Consider the following 23,483-nt stretch of genomic DNA (forward strand, 5'->3'; position numbering starts at 1 on the left):
CTTTAGTCACTTAAGTCAGTTATCAGCCTTGGTAAAGCGAAGTTACGCCGCCTATTCAGCTAAACTCTGCTAAATAGATTCTCGCGCTACAAGGTCAGCCGTCAATCGTACAGGTATATTCACAGGATAGGTTTCTTCACCCGAATGCCTCAGCCGTTCGATGAGCGCAAACATCGCTTTCTTCCCGATCTCCTCTACCGGCTGACGGATAACGGAGATGGTTGGGGTGTACAGCCGGAAGATATCATTGTCGTCAAAACAGATCACCGCCAGTTGTTCGGGAACCTTTATCCGCAGCTTCTTTATCACTTCGATGCCTAACACCCCGAGATAGTTCGTCAGGAAGAAGACGGCATCGATATCGGTACCCGCACCGGACAACAGCCTTTCTACTTCTTCCAACGCCTTCTCATGATCGCTGTTATACGGGATGATCTTCACCCGGCTATGCTCCTCCGCGATACCATGACGCTTCAGGACATCACAGTATGCCCGAAGCCGGTCCTTCATATGCGCCATCTCGGTTTCGATAGTGACAAGCGCTATCTTCCGGTAGCCCTTGGCAATAAGCGCTTCCATGCCACGGGATACGCCTTCATAATTATCGACAAGCACCGAAGGGATTTCCTCATGTTGTGGGAAGTAGCGGTCGATGAGGATCACCGGTTTATTTTCTGCCTGGAGCTTATGGATATCGTCGGCCAGGTTCAAGGTGGGAGTGATGATATATCCATCCACCTGGCGTTGTGACAACATATTGATCAGATCGCGCGCTTTGTCTTCGTCATTATCCGTGCTGCAATAGACAACTTTATAATCGTATCGTTTGGCTTCATCTTCAATGGACTTGGCCAAAGTAGCGAAAAAGGCATTGGAGATATTTTCTACGATTAGCCCGATGGTCTTGGTCTTTCCTGTCCGTAGCCCACGTGCCAGCTGATTGGGCCTGTACCCCATCTCCCTCGCGACATGCTCCACCTTCTCAATGACCTCACGGCTTATGCGCATTTTCACCGCTTTATCGTTCATGACAAACGACACCGTCGAGACCGATACGCCTGCTTTGCGGGCTATATCGCTGATAGAGACTTTCTTCATGTTGGGCTATTGGACTATAAAGATACAGACTAAATCGTTTTAGCCAGGAAAATTCTCATCTTTTTCTTATAATTACATCGACCAAGATTTAACCATCTCCCGCTTATGAAGAATCTATTGCCCTACGCCCTCGCTTTGGGGCTTCCTTTCTTCGCCCTTGGACAACCTATCCGCACGACCCTCCTTCAGCCTGCGGGAAGCATCCGCATCACAAATGACTCCCTTCTTCAAAACTATACAAATATAACACTTGACTGGCAGCTTCTTGTCGATGGCATAACAAAGCAAAAAGGTTCCCTCCCCGCCCTGCTGCTTACCCCCGGCCATTCCCGGACGGTGAGGCTGCCCCTGCACCTGCCCACCGGCTACGAAGAAGCTTACCTGAGCGTCCAATACCGCAGGTTAAAAAAATCGCTTGCAGCCCAACAACTGCTGATCAAAACCTGGGGCGGCGACACCTTTATCCCCGCCGCCGGCGAACTCAGCTTCACCGACAGCAATGATGTCTTTACGGTCACCTCACCGGTGCTTCACCTGCACTTCGACAAACAAACCGGCTGGATGCAACAATATGAAGCGAACCATCTCCTGCTGGTGGCAGACACCAATGGCCTGCGCCCGGCGCTCGCCAACCCACCTCATCTTCAACTATTCTCTACCAGCACGGGGAGTCAAATGGTCATCGTCAGGGCGGAATATACCCTCCCGGATATCTCCTGCCTTTTACACCTCAGCTATACTATCAACGCGGCCGGCGCCATGCTCGTCGAGCAGACGATGGAAACCGACACCACCCGCCAGGATTCCACCGCCCATCAAATCGACCGCTTTGGTATGGACTGGATACTGCCACCCGGCCCCGACTCCATCGCGTGGTATGGACTCACAGCGGACAATCAGGATACCATCCCTTCCATCCATTACGAGCATCCCTTCCCGGCTTCAGGTCAAGGCCCCCATACCATCCCACCCACGGTGATGACCCGCTGGTGGGCTATCGTGGGCTCCGACGGCAAAGGATTCCAACTGACAGCTGACAGTAATTTCCTCAGACTTTATTCCACCGGCGCCCAATTACACATCGATGCCTCCCCCTTCCCCCGCCCATCGCCCGGCCTCCATTATCACCAGGCCTTCAAAGTGACACCGATTACACCAGCGCCACCACCCGCAACTCCCACGATCCACCCCACTCCCACGATCCGCCCGGCGGCAACTCACCCCACGGCGGCTCACCCCGCGGCGCCAAAAAAGAATGCGCACCCATGATTTGTACAACCTTCCGCCCGTAAATACAAATCTGCTAAACCGTTTTTTCCATGGCCCCGAAACCGGCGCCCCATCAGGATTTCCTTTGCGTCATAATTACGCACCCGTATACCTGAAATTTTATTTTCCATTAGAAAAAAATTGCGCGTTTCATTATAATTCCACCGCTTTTCTCCGTACCTTTGAAGTGTTGATTTCTTGCCTCTATCACAACCGACTTTACCCCCCTTTCTGTTTCCCTGTCGAAGATTAGCTTGCATAGGAAGATGTGTTATACACTCAATTTTTTATCAACTTTAACACCTCACCAGATGAAGCCCAATGTCGTCTCTGTTACAACTCCACCCGCCAGCTCGCCGCTGACTGCATTGCCGACCGCTAAGATTGTCAGACATCCCCGCGCCAAAAAGGAAATGGAGGGCCCCATTATGCCCCCACCCGACGAAGAAACGCTTATGCGCTTGAATGTCCTGGCAAAAAAGCTTTTCCGCAGCTTGCACAAAGGCAGCAACAGCCCGTTGTTGTAACGTACCGGTCTTTTGGCCACCCCTGCTCACCTGATCGCCTGCCATCCGGCAAGGTCATGGCCTTTTCTCCCTTACTCTGCCGCTTTTCTACGCTTGTTCCGGTAATGCTTTGGAGTTGAGAATGACTTCAAGGCGGCATCCTTTTCCCGGTGAAGAATCAATCTCCACGCGGCCATTGTATAATTCCGCCCGGCTGATAATATTGGAAATGCCCACCCCGTCCCGCCGCTCCCGCGGGTCAAACCCCTTCCCGTCATCGGCGACGAGAAGACGTATCTGTTCGTCCTCCTTGATCAGCTCGATAATAACACTGGAAGCCTGCGCATGCTTGAGGATATTATTAAGCTGCTCCTGGATGATCCGGTAGACATTGATCTTCTGTTCCGGCTGGAGGGCATTCTCATCCACCCCGGCGATCACCAGCCTGATCTTCATCTTTTTCACCATCTGGATACTCCGGATCAATTCCTGTATCGACTGCACCAGGCCCAGGTCGTTAAGACTGGGGATGATCAGCTCTTTGGACAACCGGCGAATCTCCTCGATCACCATCGAAATATTGTTCCGGCTCTTAACCAGGAGCTCGATCCTCGGGTTCCGCTCCTCTATCGCCACATCCAGGTAGAGCTTGGACGTGGCAAGAATCTGGTTGATATTGTCGTGCAGCTCCTGGCCCAGCTCAAAGCGCTCCCGCTCCTGCGCGCCAAGCACCACCTCCGTAATCTGTTGCTGCTTCAGCCGTTGTTGCAGCGCCAGCTCCTTTTCCAGTCGCACCCTTTCCGTCACATCGTTGATGATCACCTGCATACAGAGCTTCCCAAAATAATCGATAAGATGGGAAGTGATCTCCACGATCATATTCGCGCCTTCCTTTGTCCGGTGATGCCACAACCGCCGCTCCCCTACCATCGAACCCGGCGCCTTGATACTCTCCACAAACACCTCGGCCTCTCCCGGCGGATGCAGGTCGCGCATGTTCATCCGGTAAAACTCCGCCTTCTCAAACCCATACTTCTCCAACGCGGCATCATTCACTTCCAGGATACGCAACGTATCCAGGTCGAAGATCCACGTGGGATAAGGGTTCTTATAAAATATCTGCCTGTATTTCTCCTCCGAGGCAAGAATGATCTCTTCCGCCCTTTTCCTGGAAGTGATGTCCTGCAGCGCCCCGATCATCCGTATCGGCCGCTGTTCCGCCGAATAGATGATATGCCCCCTGTCGTGCACATACGCATATTCCCCGTTGCTTTTTCGCATCCGGTATTCATCTTCCCAATTGCTCAGGACACCTTCGCGGATCGTCGACTGCAACTTCGACACTACCCTGTCCTTGTCCTCCGGATGAAGGACACCCTCCCAAAAATCTTCAGGAAGACACGCATTCACAAAATCAAACCCGAACAGCTGCTTGTAAGTATCTCCCACCATGAACACCTTATCCGTTACGATATCCCAATCCCAGATGGCGTCATTGGTTGCCTTCACCACCATATTGAACCGCTCGTTGCTTACCCGTAAATGCTCCAGCGTCCGCTTGCGCTCCATACCATACTGAATAGCCTTGGCCAGCAAGCCTTCCGTGAGTTCTCCCTTCACCAGGTAATCCTGAGCGCCTTCCTTTATCGCCTCCAACGCCACATTGGTATCCGACATCCCCGTTAGAATGATCACCGGGATCTTCTGCACCACCGGCTTGAGATAAATAAAGGAATGTATCCCGAAACTATCCGGCAACGTGAGGTCAAGCAGGACAACGTCTATCTCCTGCCCGGAGAGAAGGGCATAGGCCTCCCGGATACGATCAGTTGAGAATAATCGCTGGATGCTAAGACCGGACGATCTTAACAAATGTTCCAGGAGAAAAAGGTCGCTGGGGTTGTCCTCAACAGTCAGAATGGAAAGACCGTTATTCATTATTTGCAAGGTTTAATGTTTCGGCAAAAAATTGTGAAAAAAATAATTTTTTGCCTCAATCCCTATTATGTCGGCGCATTCTGCGCGAACCGGATTCCACCCGGTTCACCACGGTAGTTAACAAAAAATCCCCGCGGTTAGCGGGGATGCACTAATCAAATACCATAACCATTAAACCTTATCCTATTAGAATATGAATGTACTTCTTTTTCCCAATCCATACAAAAATCTTCTTTGGTCATTTTTAAATAACTACAAATGGGTATAAATGTAAACACCTATTCCTTTTGTAGTAATTAACATGAATATACGTCAAAAATTAACTAATTGGTAATTTCCTCATTTTCAGGCGATTTTACCCACTCACCCCGGCTTCACCGCAGCATTTGGACTGCAGTCTGCGGCCTGATTCTGCCAAATATGTGCCGGGAATGCGCGCATGAGCCGGGGGCGTTTCCAGCATATATCAGGTAGCACTAAAAGTAAACCCAAACTGGCTGCCCTCGCCAAGCCGGGAATGCACCCAGATGCGGCCTCCCTGGGCCTCGATAAACTCCTTGGAGATGGACAGTCCTAAACCCGTCCCATTGCGTTCGTGGGTGCCCGGTACCTTGAAATACCGGTCGAATATGCGCGGAAGATATTTTTCGTCGATTCCTCTGCCCTGGTCTTTGACCATAAACTCCACGGTATTCTTTGTACAACAGGCAGATACTTCGACTCCTGAGTCCTCAGGGGAGTATTTGATGGCATTGGTCAAAAAGTTGATCAGCACCCAGGACGTCTTTTCCACGTCCGCCTGTATCGTGGGTAGATTGTCGGCAAGCTTTGATTGGATATTGATATGCTTCTGCTGCGCCTGCAAGCTGACGGCCTGGATGGCCTGCTCGACGATATCCGCGGGGCTGGCCGGCTGCAACTTCAACTGTATCTTCCCCGTCTCCACCTGCGACAGGTTGAGCAGTTCGCCCGTTATCTTCAACAACCGGTCGCTATCATCTGTGATGCTTCTGATCAACTCCTGCTGCTCGTTATTGAGGGCCCCTACACGGAGGTCACCCAGCAGCCGCGCACTCATCTTGATGGAAGAGATCGGTGTCTTCAGCTCATGCGATACCGTGGCGATGAAATTCGTCTTTGCCTCATTCAGCTCATGGAAAGGAGTGATGTTCCGCAGTACGATCACCTGCCCGATCACTTCCGCATTATTGGTCACCTTCAGCACATCTTTGCTGAAATAGCTCTCTTTATTGTCCGCATAGATCTTCAGGTCCTTCTTCTCCGCATCGTCCTGTAATAAGGTGCGCATAAGGTCGTTGGTCAGGGCCACATCCGGCGCATATAGCCCGGCGATATCGGCTTCTTTCAGTCCGATGAGCTTCTCCGCGACGGCATTGAGAAAAAGGATATTTCTTTTGTCATCCAGGCCGATGATGCCATCCCGCATCTGGTTGATGATCGTCTCGATGCGGCTCTTTTCAAATTTTATCTGCGCCAGGTTGCTGCTCTCGTATTCATCCAGCTTCTGGGCCATCGTATTGAAGGACTCGGCCAGTTCGCCGAACTCATCGCCCTGTCGCAGATAGATCCGCTTCTTATAGTCTTTGGCCGCGATCGCGCGGATACCCTCGGCAAGGCTTCGGATGGGGTCTGAGATGATCCCCGGCAGATTGAAGATAAAGGTAAACGCCACCAGGGTCAGTATCGTAAACAGGATAGTCAGGATATCTTTCGCGCTGTCGGCCGTCTTTTGCGCAACAGAGCTCTTGCGGAAGATGGCCATTTCGTTAAGCTCCTGTATCTTGTTGATGCTGCGGCGGATGTCCGCATAATTGCTGGAGTCCTTGGGATCGGCCAGCATCTCGTTAAAATTCTTCGTCAGATCGTCCGTCGCCTCCCTTTCGCCGACCTCCGTGATATTGCCCTGCTGTTTGGCAAGGTTCTCGCGGAAAGTGCCCAGCGCATTCTTGTCCGTATGCAGGACTTCCAGCGCCTGCATCATCCGGTTACAGTAAACCAGCGACTCGTAATTGTTCTGCAGCACCTGCCTGCCTTCATCGCTGAGCCGGTTGATATAATACAGCCCCATGACGCCAAAAAGGACGATCACGATAAAGAGAAAGACCAGGCCCAGAGACAATTTCGTTTTTAATCTGACACTCATATAGCGAAATTAGGAAAGGATAACTACATCGATATCCGAAGCAGCCAATTTGGTCAGCAATTGATTGAATACCGCCGTGCTCATGATCACATTGTACAGACTCAGATGAGGCTTCCCGATACAGATCGTGGTGATGCCGCGGCTCTCGGCCGTCTCCATGATCCCCTTGGCGATATTGCTTTGTTTTACCCTGATCACTTCCGCCCCCAGTTCGGTTGCCAATTTAAAATTATTGATCAGGTGGCGCTGCGCGGCCAGGCCGATCTTATCCCCATCCTCCTTTGGCGTCTGGACATACAACAGCCACCACCGGCTGCAATAATAGCTCGCCAGTCTGGCCGTCTTACGGATCACCTTTTTGGCTGTTTCATGGTTGCTGCTGATACAGGCCAGAAACCGCTCGGCGCGCGGATGCGAACCCCGGGGCAGCTCCGTCTCGATCTTTCGCTCCACCTGGCTGGCCACTTCTTTCAACGCCAGCTCGCGCAGCTGCAATATCTTCTCCGGCTGGAAGAAGTTCTGCAACGCAATATTGATCTTATCGGCCGTATAGATCCTGCCCTCCTTCAGCCGGGTTACCAGTTCGTCGGCGGTAAGATCGATGTTCACCACCTCATCCGCCTCTTCCAGCACGCTGTCCGGTATCCGCTCGGCCACCTCGACCCCCGTGATATTCTTGATCTCTTCATTGAGGCTTTCGATATGCTGGATGTTGACGGCGCTGATCACGTTGATCCCCGCATCCAGGATATCCATCACATCCTGCCAGCGTTTCTCATTCTTGCTGCCTTCAATATTGGTATGGGCTAACTCGTCGATGACCACCACTTCAGGATGCAGGTTGATCACCCCCTGCACATCCAGCTCGTCCAGCTCTTTGCCTTTATAGAACAGCTTCCGCCGTGGCAGCACCGGCAGGCCCTGTAGCAAGGCTTCGGTTTCCGTCCTTCCATGGGTCTCGATATAGCCGATTATCACCTCCACGCCGCTGCGCAGGAGGGTATGCGCCTCCTGCAGCATCCGGAAGGTCTTGCCCACCCCGGCGCTCATGCCGATGTATATCTTGAACTTGCCTCGCCGCGACTGGCGGATCAGCTCCAGGAAATGCTGTACATTCTGGTCTTTGTCTAATATCGTTCCATTTTGTTCCTGGTCCATAATATCTTTTTCATTGTCCGGCCGTCTTGCCTCCGGCCATCCCGTCAAGCGCCACGTTCAGCCGCAGCACATTCACCTTGGAAGGCCCGAACAGCCCCAACAAAGGCCCTTCTGTATAACGGTCAACCAATGCTTTTAGTTTGTCCGGTGAGATATGCCGGGCAGCCGCCACCCGTGCTACCTGTATCTGCGCCGCGGCAGGCGACAGGTTGGGGTCCAGCCCGCTGCCGGAATAGGTCACCAGTTCGGCCGGGATGTCTTTTTTGTCGACGCCAGGATTATGCGCCAGGAAGGTGTCGATATGCGCCTGTACGTCTTTAAGATAATCCGGATTCGAAGGCCCCTTGTTGCTGCCCGCACTGTTGGCGGCATTATATCCGGCAGCCGAAGGCCGGCTCCAGAAATACTTGTCATCTGTAAACTTCTGGCCAATATTGGCATAACCCACCACTTTGCCATTCACCACCACCTTTTCTCCCCCGCCCTGGCCCGGCGCCAGCCTGCCAACAGCAGCGATGAACAAGGGATAGATCCCCGCGCAAAGCACCACCAGCACAAGGGTCAGCTTAAGGGCGGGTAATATATATTTTTTCATTTTCGTTTGAATTTAAAAGTCACATAAACAAAGCCAGTATCATATCGATCAGTTTGATCCCGATAAAGGGCACGATAACCCCCCCAAGGCCATAGATGGTCAGGTTTCTTCTCAGTAGGGCGCTCGCTCCTATCGGCCGGTACGCCACACCCCGCAAGGCAAGGGGAATAAGAGCGGGAATGATCAGCGCATTGAAAATAATGGCTGAGAGAATGGCGCTCTCGGGGCTCTTCAGACCCATGATGTTCAACGCCCGCAAAGCAGGGATAGAGGCGATGAAAAGAGCCGGAACGATAGCGAAATACTTGGCCACGTCGTTGGCTATCGAGAAGGTAGTCAGCGTCCCTCTCGTCATCAGTAGCTGCTTGCCGATCTCCACTATTTCTATCAGTTTGGTGGGATCATTGTCGAGGTCCACCATATTACCTGCTTCCTTGGCCGCCTGCGTACCACTGTTCATGGCTACGCCGACATCCGCCTGGGCAAGCGCCGGCGCGTCGTTGGTACCGTCCCCCATCATGGCAACCAGCTTCCCGCCCTGCTGCTCTTTCTTGATATAGTTCATCTTGTCCTCCGGCTTGGCCTCGGCGATAAAATCATCCACCCCGGCCTTCTCAGCAATATATTTTGCCGTAAGCGGGTTATCCCCCGTCACCATCACCGTCTTTACTCCCATCTTCCTCAACCGCTGGAACCGTTCTTGTATACCAGGCTTTATGATATCCTGCAGCTCGATGACACCCATCGCCCTGCCCCCCTCGCTCACAGCCAAGGGGGTGCCCCCGTTGGAAGCTATCTCCTTCACCTTCTGGTCCGTCGCCAGGGGAATCGTATTCCCGGCCTTGGTGACGATCGTCCGAATCGCATCGACCGCGCCTTTGCGTATCCTTACGCCGCCGACATCGACCCCGCTGGTGCGGGTCTCGGCGGTAAATCCGATGAATTTGGCGCCATTCAGCGTGTAAGAGCTGGGGGTGGCGCCCGCCAGCTCCAGAATAGACTTGCCTTCCGGTGTCTCGTCTGCCAGTGAAGACAGCACACAGGCTTCAACAAAGGCTTTCTCTTCCACCCCTTCGGCAGGCCAGAAATGGGTGGCCTTGCGGTTCCCAATGGTTATGGTTCCGGTCTTGTCCAGCAGCAGGGTATCGAGGTCACCGGCCGTTTCCACCGCCTTGCCGCTCTTGGTAATGACGTTGGCCCGCAGCGCCCGGTCCATACCCGCTATCCCGATGGCGCTGAGCAGCCCGCCGATCGTCGTTGGGATCAGGCAGACATACAGCGAGACAAAGGCCGCAATAGTTATAGGAGTATTCGCATAGTCCGCAAAAGGCTTCAGCGTGACGCACACGATGAGGAAGATCAGCGTAAAACTCGCCAGAAGGATTGTAAGCGCTATCTCATTGGGAGTCTTCTGCCGGCTGGCGCCTTCTACGAGGGCGATCATCTTATCCAAAAAACTTTCACCGGGGTCGGTGGTCACCTTTACCCTGATCTTGTCGCTCAACACTTTGGTTCCACCGGTGACGGAGGACTTGTCTCCACCCGCTTCCCTGATCACGGGTGCGGATTCCCCGGTGATGGCGCTCTCGTCGATCGTGGCCAGCCCTTCGATGATCTCTCCGTCCATGGGAATGATATCACCCGCCTCGCATACGAACACATCCCCCTTCCTCAGTTGGGAGGAAGGAACGATCTTTATTTCATCGGTATAGATCTCCCCTACCGGGAATACCTTTTTGGCCGGAGTATCCTCACGGGTCTTGCGCAGACTGTCTGCCTGGGCCTTGCCCCTCGCTTCGGCTATCGCTTCGGCAAAATTCGCAAACAGCAGGGTGACGAACAGGATGAGGAAGATCGCGACGTTATATGCCAGGCTGCCCTGCGAGGTCGCGCCGAGTTTTATCCAGATACACACGGCCAGCATGATGATCGTTCCGATATAGACGGTAAACATCACCGGGTTCCTGGCCATAACGCCGGGTTTAAGCTTTACAAAGGATTGCTTTAAGGCTGCTCCCACAAGGTGGGCCGGGAACAAAGCCGAACTTCTACGTTTCATAATATAGTAATTCGTTTCATTTTTATTCGTATCAATGCATGCTCAGGTACTCCGCGATAGGTCCAAGCGCCAGCGGCGGGAAATAGGACAGCGCGGTAATGATGATGATAACCGCCAGTGTCGTCACCCCGAAGGTGAGGGAGTCTACGCGCAAGGTCCCGGCAGATTCAGGTACATATTTCTTACCCGCCAGGATACCCGCAATGGCTACCGGACCGATTATCGGCAGAAACCTGCCGAGGATCATCGCAAACCCTGTCGTGATATTCCAGAAGGGGTTGTTATAGTTCAGGCCTGCAAAGGCGCTCCCGTTGTTGGCGTTGGAAGAAGTGTATTGATATAGCATCTCCGAAAAACCGTGATATCCGGGGTTATTCAGCCAGGCCGACGGTTTCGTCGCCCAGTCGGCATTGGGGTGGTGGACGAAGTAATAACAGGCCAGCGCCGTACCTCCCTTGATGAGAAAGGCCGACAGCAGGGTCACCAGCGCGGCGATCTTCACCTCCCGGGCCTCTACTTTATGACCGAGGAATTCGGGTGTCCGGCCCACCATCAATCCGGCAATAAAGACCGTGATGATGATATAGATATAATAATTGAGTATGCCCACGCCGCAACCGCCGTAAAAGGCGTTCACCAGCATTCCCAGAAGTTGCATCAGGCCGGAGAGCGCCATCGAGCTGTCGTGCATTGAATTCACCGAACCGGTAGAAATAATCGTCGTCACAATACTCCAGTAACCCGAGGCCGCAGCGCCAAACCGCACCTCCTTTCCTTCCGTCGCACCGTTGAACTGGGACACCCCCATTTTTGCGATCAGCGGATTACCATGTATCTCGGTGATCATCGTGGGTATTACCAGGGCCAGCATCCCGACCGTCATCACCCCGAAGATGACCCAGGCGAATTTCATCTTTCTGATGTAAAAGCCAAGCGCAAAGATCATGGCCAGAGGGATCAATACCTGCGCCACCATTTCGAGCATGTTGGTGAAGTAGTTGGGGTTTTCCAATGGATGGGCCGAGTTCTGGCCAAACCAGCCGCCGCCATTGGTACCAAGATGCTTGATGGCGATCATCCCGGCCGCAGGGCCGCGCGATACCTGCACGGTGTCACCCTGCAAGGTCGTAATAGTGTCCTTGCCGGCATAGCTCGTGGGGGCACCGTTGAAGGCCAGCAGCACGGCGATGATGATGGAGATCGGCAGCAGGAGCCGGGTGGTGGTCTTTACCAGGATGGCCCAGAAATTGCCCAGGTTGGTCGTGGTCTTTTCCTTCATGGCGTTGAAGACACCGATGAGACAGGCGATGCCGGTAGCCGCGCTGACAAACTGCAGGAAGGTGATGACAAATAGTTGCGTCAGATAGGTAACCCCGGTCTCGCCGGAATAGTCCTGCAGGTTACAGTTCACCATGAAACTTATCGCCGTATTGAAGCTCAGGTCCGGCGTCATGTTGGGGTTGCCGTCGGGGTTCAGCGGCAGATGGGCCTGGAAAAGGAACATAAAGAAGGCGTAAACGAACCAGACCAGGTTGATGGTAAGCATCGCCTTTAGGAATTCTTTCCAGGTCATTTTCTTTGTCGCATCGATGCCGCAGATGCGGAAAATGAACTTTTCCAGGGGGGCCATGAAGTCGAGCCAGGTACGGTCGCCTTTGAATACCTTGGCGATATAGCGTCCAAGCGGGTAGGCCAGCAGCAGGGTCAACAGGAAAGTCACTGCTACCCCTACTATTTCTTGACTCATTTGCTACTAATTTGAGTTTAGAATTTTTCTGGTTTCAACAGAACATAGAGGAGGTATAGGAATACCGCTATCGAAAGAATGAAGAGTGCCGTGATCATAAGTTTTAGATTTTATCGAAAAAGTCGATGGATTTAAAGAAAAGCAGGAAGCAGGCCAGTCCCGCCAGCAGTAGGAGGATTGTCATTACCATAATGTTTATTTTAGCATTTGTGTTGTCTCTACGCAACCGGACGCCGGTACATGCCAAAAGGAATGCCTAAGCCGTGCAGAGAGGCCGTTTTGCGCGTATAATCGTTCACCATCCTGATCCTGAGCGCTTTCATGGGGCCGGCGGGGAGGCTGTCACAGGGTCGGGAAGGCTATCACTATGGTAGGGACCGTTTCGAAATGGAAGGCCCTTGTCAGGGCCGGGTCTTGCCTTTTATAAACCGCCGGAGGCGGTTTGTCCGAAGGACCAACATTAGCGATTTGCCGGGAATGCCCTATTTTTTCCAAAGGGCATTCTCGGCATTTTCATGCATGGAAGCTGATCTGGTATTCTTCCAGTTTACGGTAAAGCGTCGTCAGGCCGATGTTGAGCAGTCGGGCCGCCTCGGTCTTGTTGCCACGGGTATGGTTCAGAACACGTTGGATATGTAGCTTTTCCACACTGGCCAGGTCGAAGGCCGAGAGAGGGCCGGTAGACCGGAGGGCCGATAGTTGGAATTCAGCGGGGAGATTGTCGACGGTCAGCTGGGGTCCGTCGGAGAGGATGACGGCCCGTTCGATGATATTTCTGAGTTCCCGGATATTCCCTTTCCACTCGTGTTGCTGGAGGCGGTCGAGAAAATCCTTGCTGATGCTGTCGATGCGTTTGTTCCCTTTGCCGGAGAAGAGGCGGAGATAGAATTCGGCGATAAGGGGGATGTCTTTTTTACGGTCGCGAAGGGAAGGCAGTGAGATGGTGAATACGTTGAGGCGGTAGTAAAGGTCATCGCGAAATTTGCCGGCGTTCACCTCCTGCTCGAGTTCGCGGTTGGTGGCGGCGATGATGCGGACATTTACGCGTGTAGGGCGGGTGTCGCCCACCTTTATGAATTCGCTGGTTTCCAGCACCCGCAGCAGTTTAGCCTGCAGGTCGATGTGCATTTCACCGATCTCGTCGAGGAAGAGGGTTCCCAGGTTAGCCTCTTCGATAAGTCCTCTCTTGTCTTTGGATGCGCTGGTAAAGGCGCCTGCCTTGTGGCCAAAGAGTTCGCTTTCCAGGAGTTCTTTGCTGAAGGCGCTGCAGTTCAGTGCGATAAAGGGCTTATTCGTCCGTTTGCTGGCTTGGTGGATGGCCTGTGCGAAGACTTCTTTTCCCGTACCGGTCTCGCCCAGCAGCAGCACTGTGGCCTCGGTGGGCGCCACGCGTCTGGCAAGTGCGACGGCCTCAATTATAAGTGGAGAATGGCCAAGGATGGCGTCGAAAGTATATTGTTTTCCTATCTGTTGTTCGAGCTGGACCACCCGTTTCTGTAGTTGCACTTTCTCCATGGCCCGGGAGAGAAGGGGGATGATCTTATCGTTATCGTCGCCCTTGATGATATAGTCGAAGGCGCCGTTTTTCATGGCGGTGACCGCGTCGGCAATATTCCCGTAGGCCGTCAAAAGGATGATCTCCGTCGTCGGAAAGCGCCCCTTCAGGTCGCGGACGAAGTCGACACCGTTGCTATCCGGCAGCTTTACATCGCACAGCACCACATCGATATCCTCTTTGTCGAGTAATTTATTCCCGCCTTTTACCGTTTCCGCTTCCAGGACAGTAAACCCTTCCAGGCGGATGATCCTGGCCAGCAGGGTACGCAATTTTTCTTCGTCGTCGATGATCAGGACTGTTCCTGTTGTTCCTGTTGACATTTCCATGCGGGATTGAGGGGCAAAACTATTGGATTTCCACCAATCCTTCCGTCAATCCGTGATAATTACAAAAAATTGCCCCAAAATCTCTATTTTTGCACCCCGACCGACAGTCCTCATTGTCAATCCCTTTAGAGAGCATTGTCAATCCCTTTGGAGAGGTGGCAGAGCGGTCGATTGTGGCGGTCTCGAAAACCGTTGTGCGGGCAACCGTACCGAGGGTTCGAATCCCTCCCTCTCCGCTGAAAGGGACAAACGCTCCACAAGAGCATTTGTCCTTTTTTTATTTCCTTCCGAATCGCCTGAATTTGCTTCAATTAGAGCGAAAATGAAATTCATTTCTTCTGTTCGAAATGCCCCGTTTTTGCGATCATAGGCAATTCCTTGCGGAAAGATCAGCTTTTGAAGCGCTTCCTTTTGCTTGATCCCGCTGGAAGCCCATACTGTATTGAGTTTTGTGGCGAGATCAACCGCCTCCCGGATGCAATCTTCAATGTTCGAAATGGTAACGGAGCATTCCCCGAGTTGTTCCTCCGTTTCGGCCTTCTCTTTCTGGTAACGGGCATTGAATTTCTCGAAGGTTTCCCTGTCCATCGTCTTCTCGATGAAGAAACATTCTTGCAAGGTATCCAACTTGTGGGTGATCTCCGTCAACCGCGCCTTGAGGGTCGTTTGAGTCTCAAAGCTATCCTTGCTTACATCGTAATAGAAGTTCTCCAATTCATACTGAATGGCCTGTTTCGCCTCTTCTTTCGCCGCGATACTTTCCAACTGCTGCGAAAAGAGGCCATGCAGCTGCTTTGCACTCTTATTGCACTTGCATCCGTTGGTCCGGCATTTGTAATAGTACAGCCCGCGAGCTTTCATCAAATAGCCGGTAAAGGGTTGGCCGCAATCTCCGCATTTCACGAATATCTTTAAGGGCAGTTCATCCTGCTCTTTTTTGTGCGGAACACCATAGTTCGGGGATTGTTGATGAATGTTATTTACCCGGAGAAAAATTTCTTTGCTGACCAGCGGCTCGTGTTTGCCTTCCACCACCTTTCCTTCCAGCAGCCCATGTGCCAGGATACCGCAATAGAACGGACGCTTAAAAATCTTCGTCAGTTGCTGCTTATACATGGGCATACCCAATGCCTGGAGCCTCTCGATGATCTCTTCGTTCTTCATGCCTTCCGCCTTCCATTGAAAGGCTTTTCTGATCTTCCTGCCTTCGGCATTGATGACGATCTTCCTTTCTGAGTTCTTCCAAACGATGTCGTAACCTTGCGGCGGCATCACCACCCATTCGCCTCGCTCAAATTTGGCCTTCATGCCATCGATCACTCTTTTTCTACGCAGCCGGTTATCATAATGGCTGAACAGGAATTGTAGGTTCTGATTGAAGATACCACTTTCGTCCCTGGTATCGGTTGGCTGGCATATAGCGTAGATGGTCACCCCATACTTTTCCCGCAGTTCCTCCGCCAGTTTGATGGCCCCGCCCCCGGTCCTGCTGAAGCGATCGGTCATGTATACCCAAATCTGGCTGATCTTCCGGTGGCTTTTTTTGATAAAGGTCAGCATGCGCTGAAATTCCTTTCGCCCGTCTGTCTTCGCGCTTTCGTAGGTACCGCCAAAACTCGCGACGATTGTTTTGCCGGTCCTTCGGGCATGTTCCTCAAACGCCTTGGTTTGTGTTTCGAGACTGAGGTTCTTGTCGTGTTGCTCCTTCGTGGACACGCGGGAGTAGGTTATGACGAAGTTGGTTTCCACATAGCTGGTGGTTTTCCTGGGCATTTTTGCAAAGCTGGAAAAAGGGCTAAGTTCTGTTTTCATGCGGCGTTGTTTAATGGTTCGGAATTGTCTTTCAAAGATACATCTATTTGATTATCAATACAATAGTCGTTTTTCTTGGCTGCCTCATACAAGATTTTGACAAACAGCCGAATGGAAATAAGGATATTTGCCGCCTGCTCGTCCGAAAGGTCATGCCAGCCGGTAAGCTCCCGGAGCTTTTCAATGGAGAGCGGTTTCCTTTCCGGGTTAAGGAGCTTTGCCTTTTTCATATTGTCCAGCAATTACGCCGCTTGGTTATAAGGAAATATTCGCATCTCACCGCCTTGGTTAAACCTTCCAAATTGCAGCACTTTTCCTTTCTCCGGTATTTCAATCACCACATCTACGTCATGCTGGAATGAATTAGCCCCACGGAAATTACCATCCTTGGTGGTCTGGAAGACGAAAATGAAAGACTTGTTAGGGTGCGCTGCTTTTAATCGGTTGAGATCGGCAGGAAGTAGCCCCAACCGGTTGACACTATCCAAAAAAATGAAGTCATAGCTGTCCAGCGTGTCCGGCAGTTCCGCGGATACAAACAGGTTAGGATGAGCCACCCGCTGATCGGCCAGCTTTTTTTGCAAAGTCATATCCAGCCCTTCCTCCTTTGCCACATATAAAACCCTGCCGTGGTGCCGGGCTAAATATCCGGCGAAATCGATGCAGAGATAGGATTTGCCCATTTTAGGCTTGCCGAATACCATTGCCGTGAAATTGGGAGAAGGGTCACCTATCAAGTCATACCATTTCCCTTTCAAGCCGATGGTTACAAACCTCCGGCGGGCGAAGTCCATGCTATTCATCAGTACAGGGTTTTCGCCTGGGCCGTTCAGTGCATCACAACTACAACCGTTAAGAATCGCTTGAAGGCCGTTAAGCTCTTTGTTCTCCACCACCAACACCTTGCTACTTTTATCTCCCCGAAACCGCCGAAGGTTATTAACGATCTGGTGCATCTCCTGGTAATAGGGATCATCTTTGGTGACTTTTCCTTTTTGGGTCGCCCGTTCGATCTGTTCCAGCAAGCTCGTAGCCTTTTGCTTCATTCCAGGCTTCCCACTGATCGCAATGTAGCGTTTCATAAAATTGATGGCAGGCCGGACCTTCTGTTCACCGGTTATATGTTTTAGTTCGGCCTGCGTCTGCGATGTCAGCTCGATCCTGATCGTTGCTTTCATAGTATTGTACACCCCGATCAGCTTGTCCTGGATAAACCGGATTTGCTCCGCGTAGTTGGAAGATTTGCGAATCCGTTTTTCGATGATGGCTTTCTGTAAGGAGTTGATGAAGCGAAGGATTTCCTCTTTTGTCTTGCTCTTCCCATTCATATTCACAAATCGGCGGATGAACCGTAATTCCTCCGGTATCCGTTCTACCCAGGTCGTCGGCTCTTCTTTATTGAAGGGATCTGCCTCTCGGGGCGGTTCCTGTCCTTTTGCGGGGGTGGCCCTTTTCGGGTTTCGTTTTTCGCCCCCTTTGTTCTCTTTCTTCTTTTCCCCCTTTGTAGGCGGTTTCGGAGACGTTTTATGGATACTCAGGAATGCGTTGAGCTTTTCGAGATAGCTGTCTATTACTTCTTTCACGCTTTCCTCTGCATGATAATCCTCCCAGTTTTGTCCACTCCCTGTGACTTCAAGAACAAAGGCATGACCTTCTTGCAATGGTTCCGGAAGGGTGGAAAGATCAATACGACTTATCTCATTAAAATAATTGTCAATGGTGATCATACCCGTAGGATTTAGTTAAGCGGCGAGTAGCTTCAATTTCAATTCTAACGCCTTTGCCTTCAATCGCAGGCGGCGAATGCGGGCAGATTGGTCTGGCGCTTTTTCCTCTGGCGGCGGTAGCTCAATCGGTTTTCTGTTTCGGTAAACAGTACCTTCCGCATTTAAGTACTTGATATCTGACCGGGGAATGGTAAGGGAGCTACCATGACGGGTTTGCAACAATTCCACGAATGGGGCAAGGTTGGTTTCCGGCAGGATCGCCACCATTTTGTCGGAAACCTTTTCAAAATTGTTCTTTTCCACCAGGGCCAGGATCTCTTTGTCCAGGTACACGTCCCCGCCCCGTGCCCGAGCAGCCGGAACAATGATCTTGAAGTCACCGCCCGTCCGGATGAACGCTACGCCGTTGTTGGTAACGATGTTTTTACCCACTACCAGGGACCGGATGAGCGGCAGGGCCTTCAGGATGGGAACGATAACTTTCTCCTGCACTTCCTCGCTCCCCTCCCAATGCTCAGGTAGCAAGATACCCTTCTTTACCTGACCATCCAGGGTGGTATAGCTGACGAGCTTGCCCTTTCCGTCACCGAACGCCTGCAAGAGATTTCCGGTAATGATGTACCTGATCCGCCGGTCTACGTTGTTTTCTTTGGTGTACGTTTCCCACTTGCTCAGAAGATCGGGTAGCTCCGGTTGCGGCACATCTGCACTCACCCCGATAATGGCATTGATATCTTCTGAGTAAGAAGCAGGGATGGCGAGATATTTGGAACTGTTTGCTATCGCATATCTCAAGCGAATGGCGGATGGGGCATAGGGATTCTTCTTTTTGGAATCAAGCATAAACCCGAGAAAGATTGCTGGCACCAACTCATCGCCGCTCTGGTAGGTCTCTACCGGATAATTCAGGAAACGTCCTACATAGAAGAACTGGAATATCCGTTCAAGATATTGCTGCCGGTTGCTCGTCACCTTCTCCAGATTTTGCAGTTGCGTTTGCCGGGCTTTGTTCAGTTCCCGCTCTCGGTCCGCCACCGCCTGCGCCCAGGCCCCGTCCCCCTGGCTTTCCTGGATGCGGCGTATTTTCTTTTCCAAGGCGATTTCCTTGATCAGCTCGTCGTACTTTGCGTGTACCTGCATTCTTTCTTCTTCCAGACGCTCGGTAATGGACGCCCGATACCCTGCCAATAATTCCGCCTGCAACCGGGCATGGTCACTTCCCTTGAGGGCTTCGGTCAGCAGGTTTTCCAATTCACTGGCGGTAAAAGGCTTTTTCAACACATTGGCCTGCACTGTTTCCAGGATACTGTCATTGCCGAAGGCGCTGTCCCCACCTTTGCCCATTTTGATCACCCGGGAAGCAACTGTTTCGGTTTCCAGGTTCATGGCCTCCACTTCCAAGTCATACTCCCCGATCTGGCGGAGGTAATCCACATAATCGTCATAGCGTAGGGCCACTTCGTTGTAAAAGTCTTCCTGCATTTGCGTGGAGAGGACCGCTACCCGCCCGGATACCTTCACGGCTGCTTCTTCTATGGCATTGCTGTCACCACCACTATCCGCGCCGGAATGTTCCAGGTACAGGGGATCATCCAATAACCGGTTAACAGCAGGATTTTCTACCAAATATTCCCTTACGATCTTATCGCCGTACTTATTCAGAAAGTCCGGTACATCCAAGATTTTGGACGATTGCTTTTGATTGGATGTTGTATTGGCGTCCAGGGACTTCAGCTTTTTCTGGAGCATCATCATCAGCCGCTTTTCGGCGGGTATGGCAGAGACCAGGTAGTCGTACACCGGCTGCAAGATTTGTCCTGTCCGGTTGATGCGCCCCCGCTTCTGGACCTCGGTGGAGATGTCCAGCTCCGCCTGCAGGACGATCATCACGCGCTGCCTTACCTCTCCGGCAGGCACCTTCGCCGTAGGTATGGCGTGGGCGGAGGCCCCCGTAGAACCGGATTGATTGATCATCAGCACGTCCACTTCGTTGTTGTTGAAGCGGCGAAAAGCATCATTCGTATTGATACGCTTCCGGGATAAGACTAACGCCTTACGCCCATTGCCATTCAGTTGCAGTGTATACTTTCGACCGGTCACTTCTGCCACCGAATACCCCGCCTGTTCAATCCTTTTAATGATCACATCGATCGGTGAGATCGTTATCCCGGTGGAAACGGCATCGATGTTCTCTAATATTCGCTGATACTCGGCCTGCGCTGCCGGCGAGAGATCGCTAATATCAAAATGTTTGTAGATGGGGTGGCCATCTACGTCCCGCTCTGTATAGCGGAGCACGCCTTCCAGCCCCCGGCGCAACACCTCGCTGAAGTCCGCATTGATGGTATCCCCTTCACTGACAGCTATCCCCTGCTCGTTTTCCATCGTTTCGATAAAGCTGCCCATCGTGGAAGCAAAGGCAATCACCGGCTTTTTGCCTTCTTGCAAGCGTTGCAGGGCCTTTTCAGCGACAGCTTCCGCTTTCAGGCTGAACAGCATTTGGTTGATCACCTGGAAGACTTTGGAGAAATAGGGCTGATTGTCCACACCGGCCTGGGAGGTGCCTTCCCGTACTCCCACTTCTTTTCCTTCGGCCACGGCTATCTTATCCAACTGTTCCACTTCTTTATCCACGTAGTCAGCCTGGAAGGCAATGATGTCGCGGAGGATGGCAGTGATATTGTCAGCAATGGCTTTATGCTCGGGGGCTTTTTCCTCCAGGGTAATGTAGTTGACCTCTACGCCTTCGAAGCTCCGTTCCCGGCGGATCATTTGTCCCTCGGCTACAAGCTGGGCGGATAGCACTTCCTGCAACGCGACCCCACCCCGTTTGATGGCCTCTACTAATTCATCGCGGCTCATGTTACAATCACTGATCGCCGTCTTCATGGCGTAAATCGGCATGTTATCCGGGCGCTTGGCAAAGGTAGCAGACAGAAATACTACTCCCCTCGTCCGCGCAACCACCCCTTGCAGAAACTCCCCGGTATTGGAAGATCCGCTGGCGTTGTGCGCCTCGTCCAGGATGAAGATATTGCCCTCTGCGATGGCAAGCAGGAAATGAGGTTTTACCGGTTTTTTCTCCGCCGAATTGAACTGCGAGTAGGTGCCAACCACAAAATCGTATTTGGCAGGTACTTCCCGGGCATCGAAAACGGCCTGTTGTTCGGTGATGGCCGGGGCCTGATAAACCACATTACCATCCTCGTCCTTTATATCGGTCTTCGATTCCCGGCTATTGACGATGAAAGGCCGCAAATGCCCGGAGCCGATGGCAGAGAGGTCCCGATAAATGTCGGAGAACAAGTTGGCCTTTTCCGTCAGAAAGACGGGTTTTAGCCCTTGCATGACCCCGTACCGGATCATGGCGGCGGCTACCCGGCCCTTGCCGATCCCGGTCTGGTCTCCGATGATCATCCCCTGCCCCCGAGCCTCGATGTTGTAGATCGCCATCGCTACGGCATCGATCTGCTCGGCTGATAACGCCCGGCATAAGGCTGCTTTCGTCTGATAGCCCAGCCGGTGACGGACAAAATTGTCCATATCGTCTCCTACTTCTTGCCTAATCTGCTGTACTGCGATCTGTGTTTCAAAGGCCATCGAATCAGGCACCTGGGTATGCAGAACGACACAAGCTCTGGATGCCGGTTCATAGGGTGCACCCAGCTCACCTACCTCATTTTTACCACTGGTGATAACCAGAACGACATATCCTGCTTTTTGCAAAGCTGGTTCATACCGGTAAAATTGACTGAAAGGCAGCGTTACGCCGTGAATGCGCCTGCCCTTTCGAAAGCCTGCCTTGGAAAAGTGCAGATCGGGTTTGAATAGATAAACCAATCTGTCGGCGTCTTCTCCATAGGTCTCGTACCGCTGGGAATCGTCATTTTTAACAAGTACTATAACTTTAAAGTGGTGATATTTTTCTTTGATCGAAAGATACTTCTGGTAGTCAGTCCAGTTCATATCTTCTATTGCACCCAGGTCGGTCAATTGCAGCAATTTCAATTTCAAGGTCAGCGCTTTCGCTCGAAGAATTAAACGATCTTTCATCGGTTTGTTTTTTACAAAGGCGGTCACCCGGGTAAACAAGGTATCAAAGCTATCCACTACACTATCCAGTTGAGCATTACGTACCGGTGCATTGCCGGAAGGAATCTTCTTTCTCCCGTCTATCAGGATGAGCCGGGTGTCAAAAGCCGTTCCTTGCCGGGCAAAGAGCTTCTGGCCGTCGATGTTGATCACATCCTGGACATAATACCGGCTGTAGAGATAGTTGAAGAAAATCCGGTTCCTTCCCGCCTGGATACGCCCCCGGTCGTCCCAACGGGTATGTCCGCCGATGATAATCGCCGCCCTCCCGTCCAAAACCATTGTGTCCAGCGCCCGCAGCGCCATGAGCTGTTCCAGGGTACGGATGGGAAAGGTGTCGTACAGTACCGCCTTGTCCAGCTTGCCGAAGGGCGGGTTGGTGAGCACTGCCCGGAAACGATGGGCGTAGTCTTTAAATGGGATCGTCGCATCCTGTTGCAGTATTTCCCGGAATCCCTGGATTTGCAGGTTGCGGTTGCGTGTAGCATCGATCTCATTGACGATGAAGTCGGCAGGGTTACCGGCCACGGTGAGCAGTCCATTCCCGGCTGACGGCTCGAAATAGACCGCCCCACTGCCGGGACGGTCTATGCCACAGAAAACGCCTGCCAAATACGAAATGGGGGCCGGGGTTGAGTATTGCTGTAACAACATGCTTTGGGAGGTCCGGTGTGAAAGGCTGACCTGCGTCCCGTAGAGCTCGACGATGGTGTCAAAGCGTTCCCGGACGGTTCCGGGGGCATGGGCCAGTTCCCTGGCTCTTCTAACGATCGCCAGCTCGGTCAGCTCCTTGACCAGCGTTTTATCTGTTATCCCGAAGCCCGCGGCCATCTTCTCGATAGATAGCTTGTTGTGAGAATGCTGTTGCCGTAGCTCCTGGTACACCTTTTCGACAAAGGGCTGTGACGAATCGGTCAGCGTCTTTACTCCCTCCAGCCCAAATAGGCCATGATCCGCCATCGAGTAGTAACTATCCCGGGTGATAATGTAATGGTCGATGAGAAGGATATCACACATCCTGGCGGCCCTTTTGAGGCTTTTGGTCAGCTTGCCATCCGCCTCGCTTGGCCTGGCTGTCCCGGAGGGGTGATTGTGGGCAATGATCATCGCCAAGCAGCCACATTTTAGGGCCGTTCCCAGGATGATGCGGGTATCCACCATTACCTTGTGAATGCTACCCCGCGAATGGCGGTAATATCCCAGGATATGGTTCGTGGCATTGAGGTAGAGCACGATCACCTGTTCCTGGAGATCGATATCGCCTTTATCGAAGGTGCTGCGGATAAAGTTCGCCACGTCTACGGGTTCGACCAACTTGCCCAGAAAAGGCTTCCCCGAAGCGCGGCTATAGGATACCTGAATTTCCGGGACATCAATTTCTGGGAGATCACCCAAAACGATCTCTTTGATGACAGGGTATTTCATATACAGTCG

The 23,483-nt window shown here is 52.2% G+C and carries 15 protein-coding genes, 1 tRNA gene and 1 pseudogene; 4 read left to right on the forward strand and 13 right to left on the reverse strand.

Features of this window, described 5'->3' with window-relative positions; translation table 11 throughout:
• Positions 1–69 precede the first annotated feature (69 nt).
• Positions 70–1,098, reverse strand: coding sequence for a LacI family DNA-binding transcriptional regulator (locus IEY39_RS05745; RefSeq protein ID WP_188929378.1), 1,029 nt, complete (start codon positions 1,096–1,098; stop codon positions 70–72).
• A gap of 105 nt (positions 1,099–1,203) precedes the next feature.
• Here IEY39_RS05745 and IEY39_RS05750 point away from each other — a divergent pair, with 105 nt between their 5' ends.
• Together IEY39_RS05750 and IEY39_RS05755 are read left to right on the forward strand one after the other, a co-directional pair.
• Positions 1,204–2,367, forward strand: a complete 1,164-nt coding sequence (locus IEY39_RS05750) for a beta-galactosidase domain 4-containing protein (RefSeq protein WP_188929380.1) — start codon at positions 1,204–1,206, stop codon at positions 2,365–2,367.
• Between the two features lie 311 nt (positions 2,368–2,678).
• Positions 2,679–2,894, forward strand: a complete 216-nt coding sequence (locus IEY39_RS05755) for a hypothetical protein (protein ID WP_188929382.1) — start codon at positions 2,679–2,681, stop codon at positions 2,892–2,894.
• Positions 2,895–2,981: 87 nt separating this feature from the next.
• On the opposite strand, the gene IEY39_RS05760 is transcribed toward IEY39_RS05755, so the two are convergent.
• The 8 genes from IEY39_RS05760 to IEY39_RS05795 all read right to left on the reverse strand — a co-directional run bounded on the left by IEY39_RS05760 (position 2,982) and on the right by IEY39_RS05795 (position 14,412).
• The gene (locus IEY39_RS05760; protein WP_188929384.1) at positions 2,982–4,811 is read right to left on the reverse strand and encodes a hybrid sensor histidine kinase/response regulator; all 1,830 of its coding nucleotides are present in this window, start codon (positions 4,809–4,811) and stop codon (positions 2,982–2,984) included.
• A 466-nt stretch (positions 4,812–5,277) separates the two neighbouring features.
• Positions 5,278–6,975, reverse strand: a complete 1,698-nt coding sequence (locus tag IEY39_RS05765; protein ID WP_188929386.1) for a HAMP domain-containing sensor histidine kinase — start codon at positions 6,973–6,975, stop codon at positions 5,278–5,280.
• A 9-nt stretch (positions 6,976–6,984) separates the two neighbouring features.
• Positions 6,985–8,133: a sensor protein KdpD gene (locus IEY39_RS05770; RefSeq protein WP_229688785.1), complete on the reverse strand. Its 1,149-nt coding sequence runs from the start codon at positions 8,131–8,133 to the stop codon at positions 6,985–6,987.
• A 10-nt stretch (positions 8,134–8,143) separates the two neighbouring features.
• A complete protein-coding gene (locus tag IEY39_RS05775; RefSeq protein ID WP_188929388.1) occupies positions 8,144–8,728 on the reverse strand; it encodes a K(+)-transporting ATPase subunit C in 585 nt (194 codons plus the stop codon).
• A gap of 19 nt (positions 8,729–8,747) precedes the next feature.
• Positions 8,748–10,787 carry a potassium-transporting ATPase subunit KdpB gene (gene kdpB / locus IEY39_RS05780; protein WP_188929390.1) on the reverse strand — a complete coding sequence of 680 codons (2,040 nt, stop codon included), beginning with the start codon at positions 10,785–10,787 and terminating at the stop codon, positions 8,748–8,750.
• 31 nt (positions 10,788–10,818) lie between these two features.
• Positions 10,819–12,534: a potassium-transporting ATPase subunit KdpA gene (gene kdpA, locus IEY39_RS05785; RefSeq protein ID WP_188929392.1), complete on the reverse strand. Its 1,716-nt coding sequence runs from the start codon at positions 12,532–12,534 to the stop codon at positions 10,819–10,821.
• A 17-nt stretch (positions 12,535–12,551) separates the two neighbouring features.
• Positions 12,552–12,632 carry a K(+)-transporting ATPase subunit F gene (kdpF, locus tag IEY39_RS05790; RefSeq protein WP_188930382.1) on the reverse strand — a complete coding sequence of 27 codons (81 nt, stop codon included), beginning with the start codon at positions 12,630–12,632 and terminating at the stop codon, positions 12,552–12,554.
• 415 nt (positions 12,633–13,047) lie between these two features.
• Entirely contained in the window at positions 13,048–14,412 is a 1,365-nt protein-coding gene (locus IEY39_RS05795; RefSeq protein WP_188929394.1) for a sigma-54-dependent transcriptional regulator, read from the reverse strand.
• A 155-nt stretch (positions 14,413–14,567) separates the two neighbouring features.
• On the opposite strand from IEY39_RS05795, the gene IEY39_RS05800 reads away from it, so the two are divergent.
• Together IEY39_RS05800 and IEY39_RS05805 are read left to right on the forward strand one after the other, a co-directional pair.
• Positions 14,568–14,654, forward strand: a tRNA-Ser gene (locus IEY39_RS05800).
• Between the two features lie 160 nt (positions 14,655–14,814).
• Positions 14,815–15,333, forward strand: a complete 519-nt coding sequence (locus IEY39_RS05805; protein WP_188929396.1) for a hypothetical protein — start codon at positions 14,815–14,817, stop codon at positions 15,331–15,333.
• A 117-nt stretch (positions 15,334–15,450) separates the two neighbouring features.
• On the opposite strand, the pseudogene IEY39_RS30195 reads toward IEY39_RS05805, so the two are convergent.
• From IEY39_RS30195 to IEY39_RS05830, 4 genes and pseudogenes are all read right to left on the reverse strand, one after another.
• Positions 15,451–16,230, reverse strand: a pseudogene (locus IEY39_RS30195) (recombinase family protein); the annotation flags it as partial.
• Complete coding sequence (locus tag IEY39_RS05820; protein ID WP_188929398.1) at positions 16,227–16,460, reverse strand: hypothetical protein; 234 nt, start codon at positions 16,458–16,460, stop codon at positions 16,227–16,229. The pseudogene IEY39_RS30195 and the gene IEY39_RS05820, both read right to left, overlap by 4 nt.
• Positions 16,461–16,472: 12 nt before the next feature.
• Positions 16,473–17,957, reverse strand: coding sequence for a P-loop NTPase family protein (locus IEY39_RS05825; protein WP_188929400.1), 1,485 nt, complete (start codon positions 17,955–17,957; stop codon positions 16,473–16,475).
• 15 nt (positions 17,958–17,972) lie between these two features.
• Positions 17,973–23,474: a JAB domain-containing protein gene (locus IEY39_RS05830; RefSeq protein ID WP_188929402.1), complete on the reverse strand. Its 5,502-nt coding sequence runs from the start codon at positions 23,472–23,474 to the stop codon at positions 17,973–17,975.
• Between the last annotated feature and the right edge of the window lie 9 nt (positions 23,475–23,483).

Origin of the sequence: Puia dinghuensis, assembly GCF_014642875.1 — a bacterium.
Taxonomy (GTDB): domain Bacteria; phylum Bacteroidota; class Bacteroidia; order Chitinophagales; family Chitinophagaceae; genus Puia; species Puia dinghuensis.

What these genes read in the sequence shown, in the direction of transcription:
- IEY39_RS05745 (WP_188929378.1), bottom strand. Translation starts at nt 1,098, where the DNA reads ATGAAGAAAGTCTCTATCAGCGATATAGCCCGCAAAGCAGGCGTATCG.
- IEY39_RS05750 (WP_188929380.1), top strand. Translation starts at nt 1,204, where the DNA reads ATGAAGAATCTATTGCCCTACGCCCTCGCTTTGGGGCTTCCTTTCTTC.
- IEY39_RS05755 (WP_188929382.1), top strand. Translation starts at nt 2,679, where the DNA reads ATGAAGCCCAATGTCGTCTCTGTTACAACTCCACCCGCCAGCTCGCCG.
- IEY39_RS05760 (WP_188929384.1), bottom strand. Translation starts at nt 4,811, where the DNA reads ATGAATAACGGTCTTTCCATTCTGACTGTTGAGGACAACCCCAGCGAC.
- IEY39_RS05765 (WP_188929386.1), bottom strand. Translation starts at nt 6,975, where the DNA reads ATGAGTGTCAGATTAAAAACGAAATTGTCTCTGGGCCTGGTCTTTCTC.
- IEY39_RS05770 (WP_229688785.1), bottom strand. Translation starts at nt 8,133, where the DNA reads ATGGACCAGGAACAAAATGGAACGATATTAGACAAAGACCAGAATGTA.
- IEY39_RS05775 (WP_188929388.1), bottom strand. Translation starts at nt 8,728, where the DNA reads ATGAAAAAATATATATTACCCGCCCTTAAGCTGACCCTTGTGCTGGTG.
- kdpB (WP_188929390.1), bottom strand. Translation starts at nt 10,787, where the DNA reads ATGAAACGTAGAAGTTCGGCTTTGTTCCCGGCCCACCTTGTGGGAGCA.
- kdpA (WP_188929392.1), bottom strand. Translation starts at nt 12,534, where the DNA reads ATGAGTCAAGAAATAGTAGGGGTAGCAGTGACTTTCCTGTTGACCCTG.
- kdpF (WP_188930382.1), bottom strand. Translation starts at nt 12,632, where the DNA reads ATGATCACGGCACTCTTCATTCTTTCGATAGCGGTATTCCTATACCTC.
- IEY39_RS05795 (WP_188929394.1), bottom strand. Translation starts at nt 14,412, where the DNA reads ATGTCAACAGGAACAACAGGAACAGTCCTGATCATCGACGACGAAGAA.
- IEY39_RS05820 (WP_188929398.1), bottom strand. Translation starts at nt 16,460, where the DNA reads ATGAAAAAGGCAAAGCTCCTTAACCCGGAAAGGAAACCGCTCTCCATT.
- IEY39_RS05825 (WP_188929400.1), bottom strand. Translation starts at nt 17,957, where the DNA reads ATGATCACCATTGACAATTATTTTAATGAGATAAGTCGTATTGATCTT.
- IEY39_RS05830 (WP_188929402.1), bottom strand. Translation starts at nt 23,474, where the DNA reads ATGAAATACCCTGTCATCAAAGAGATCGTTTTGGGTGATCTCCCAGAA.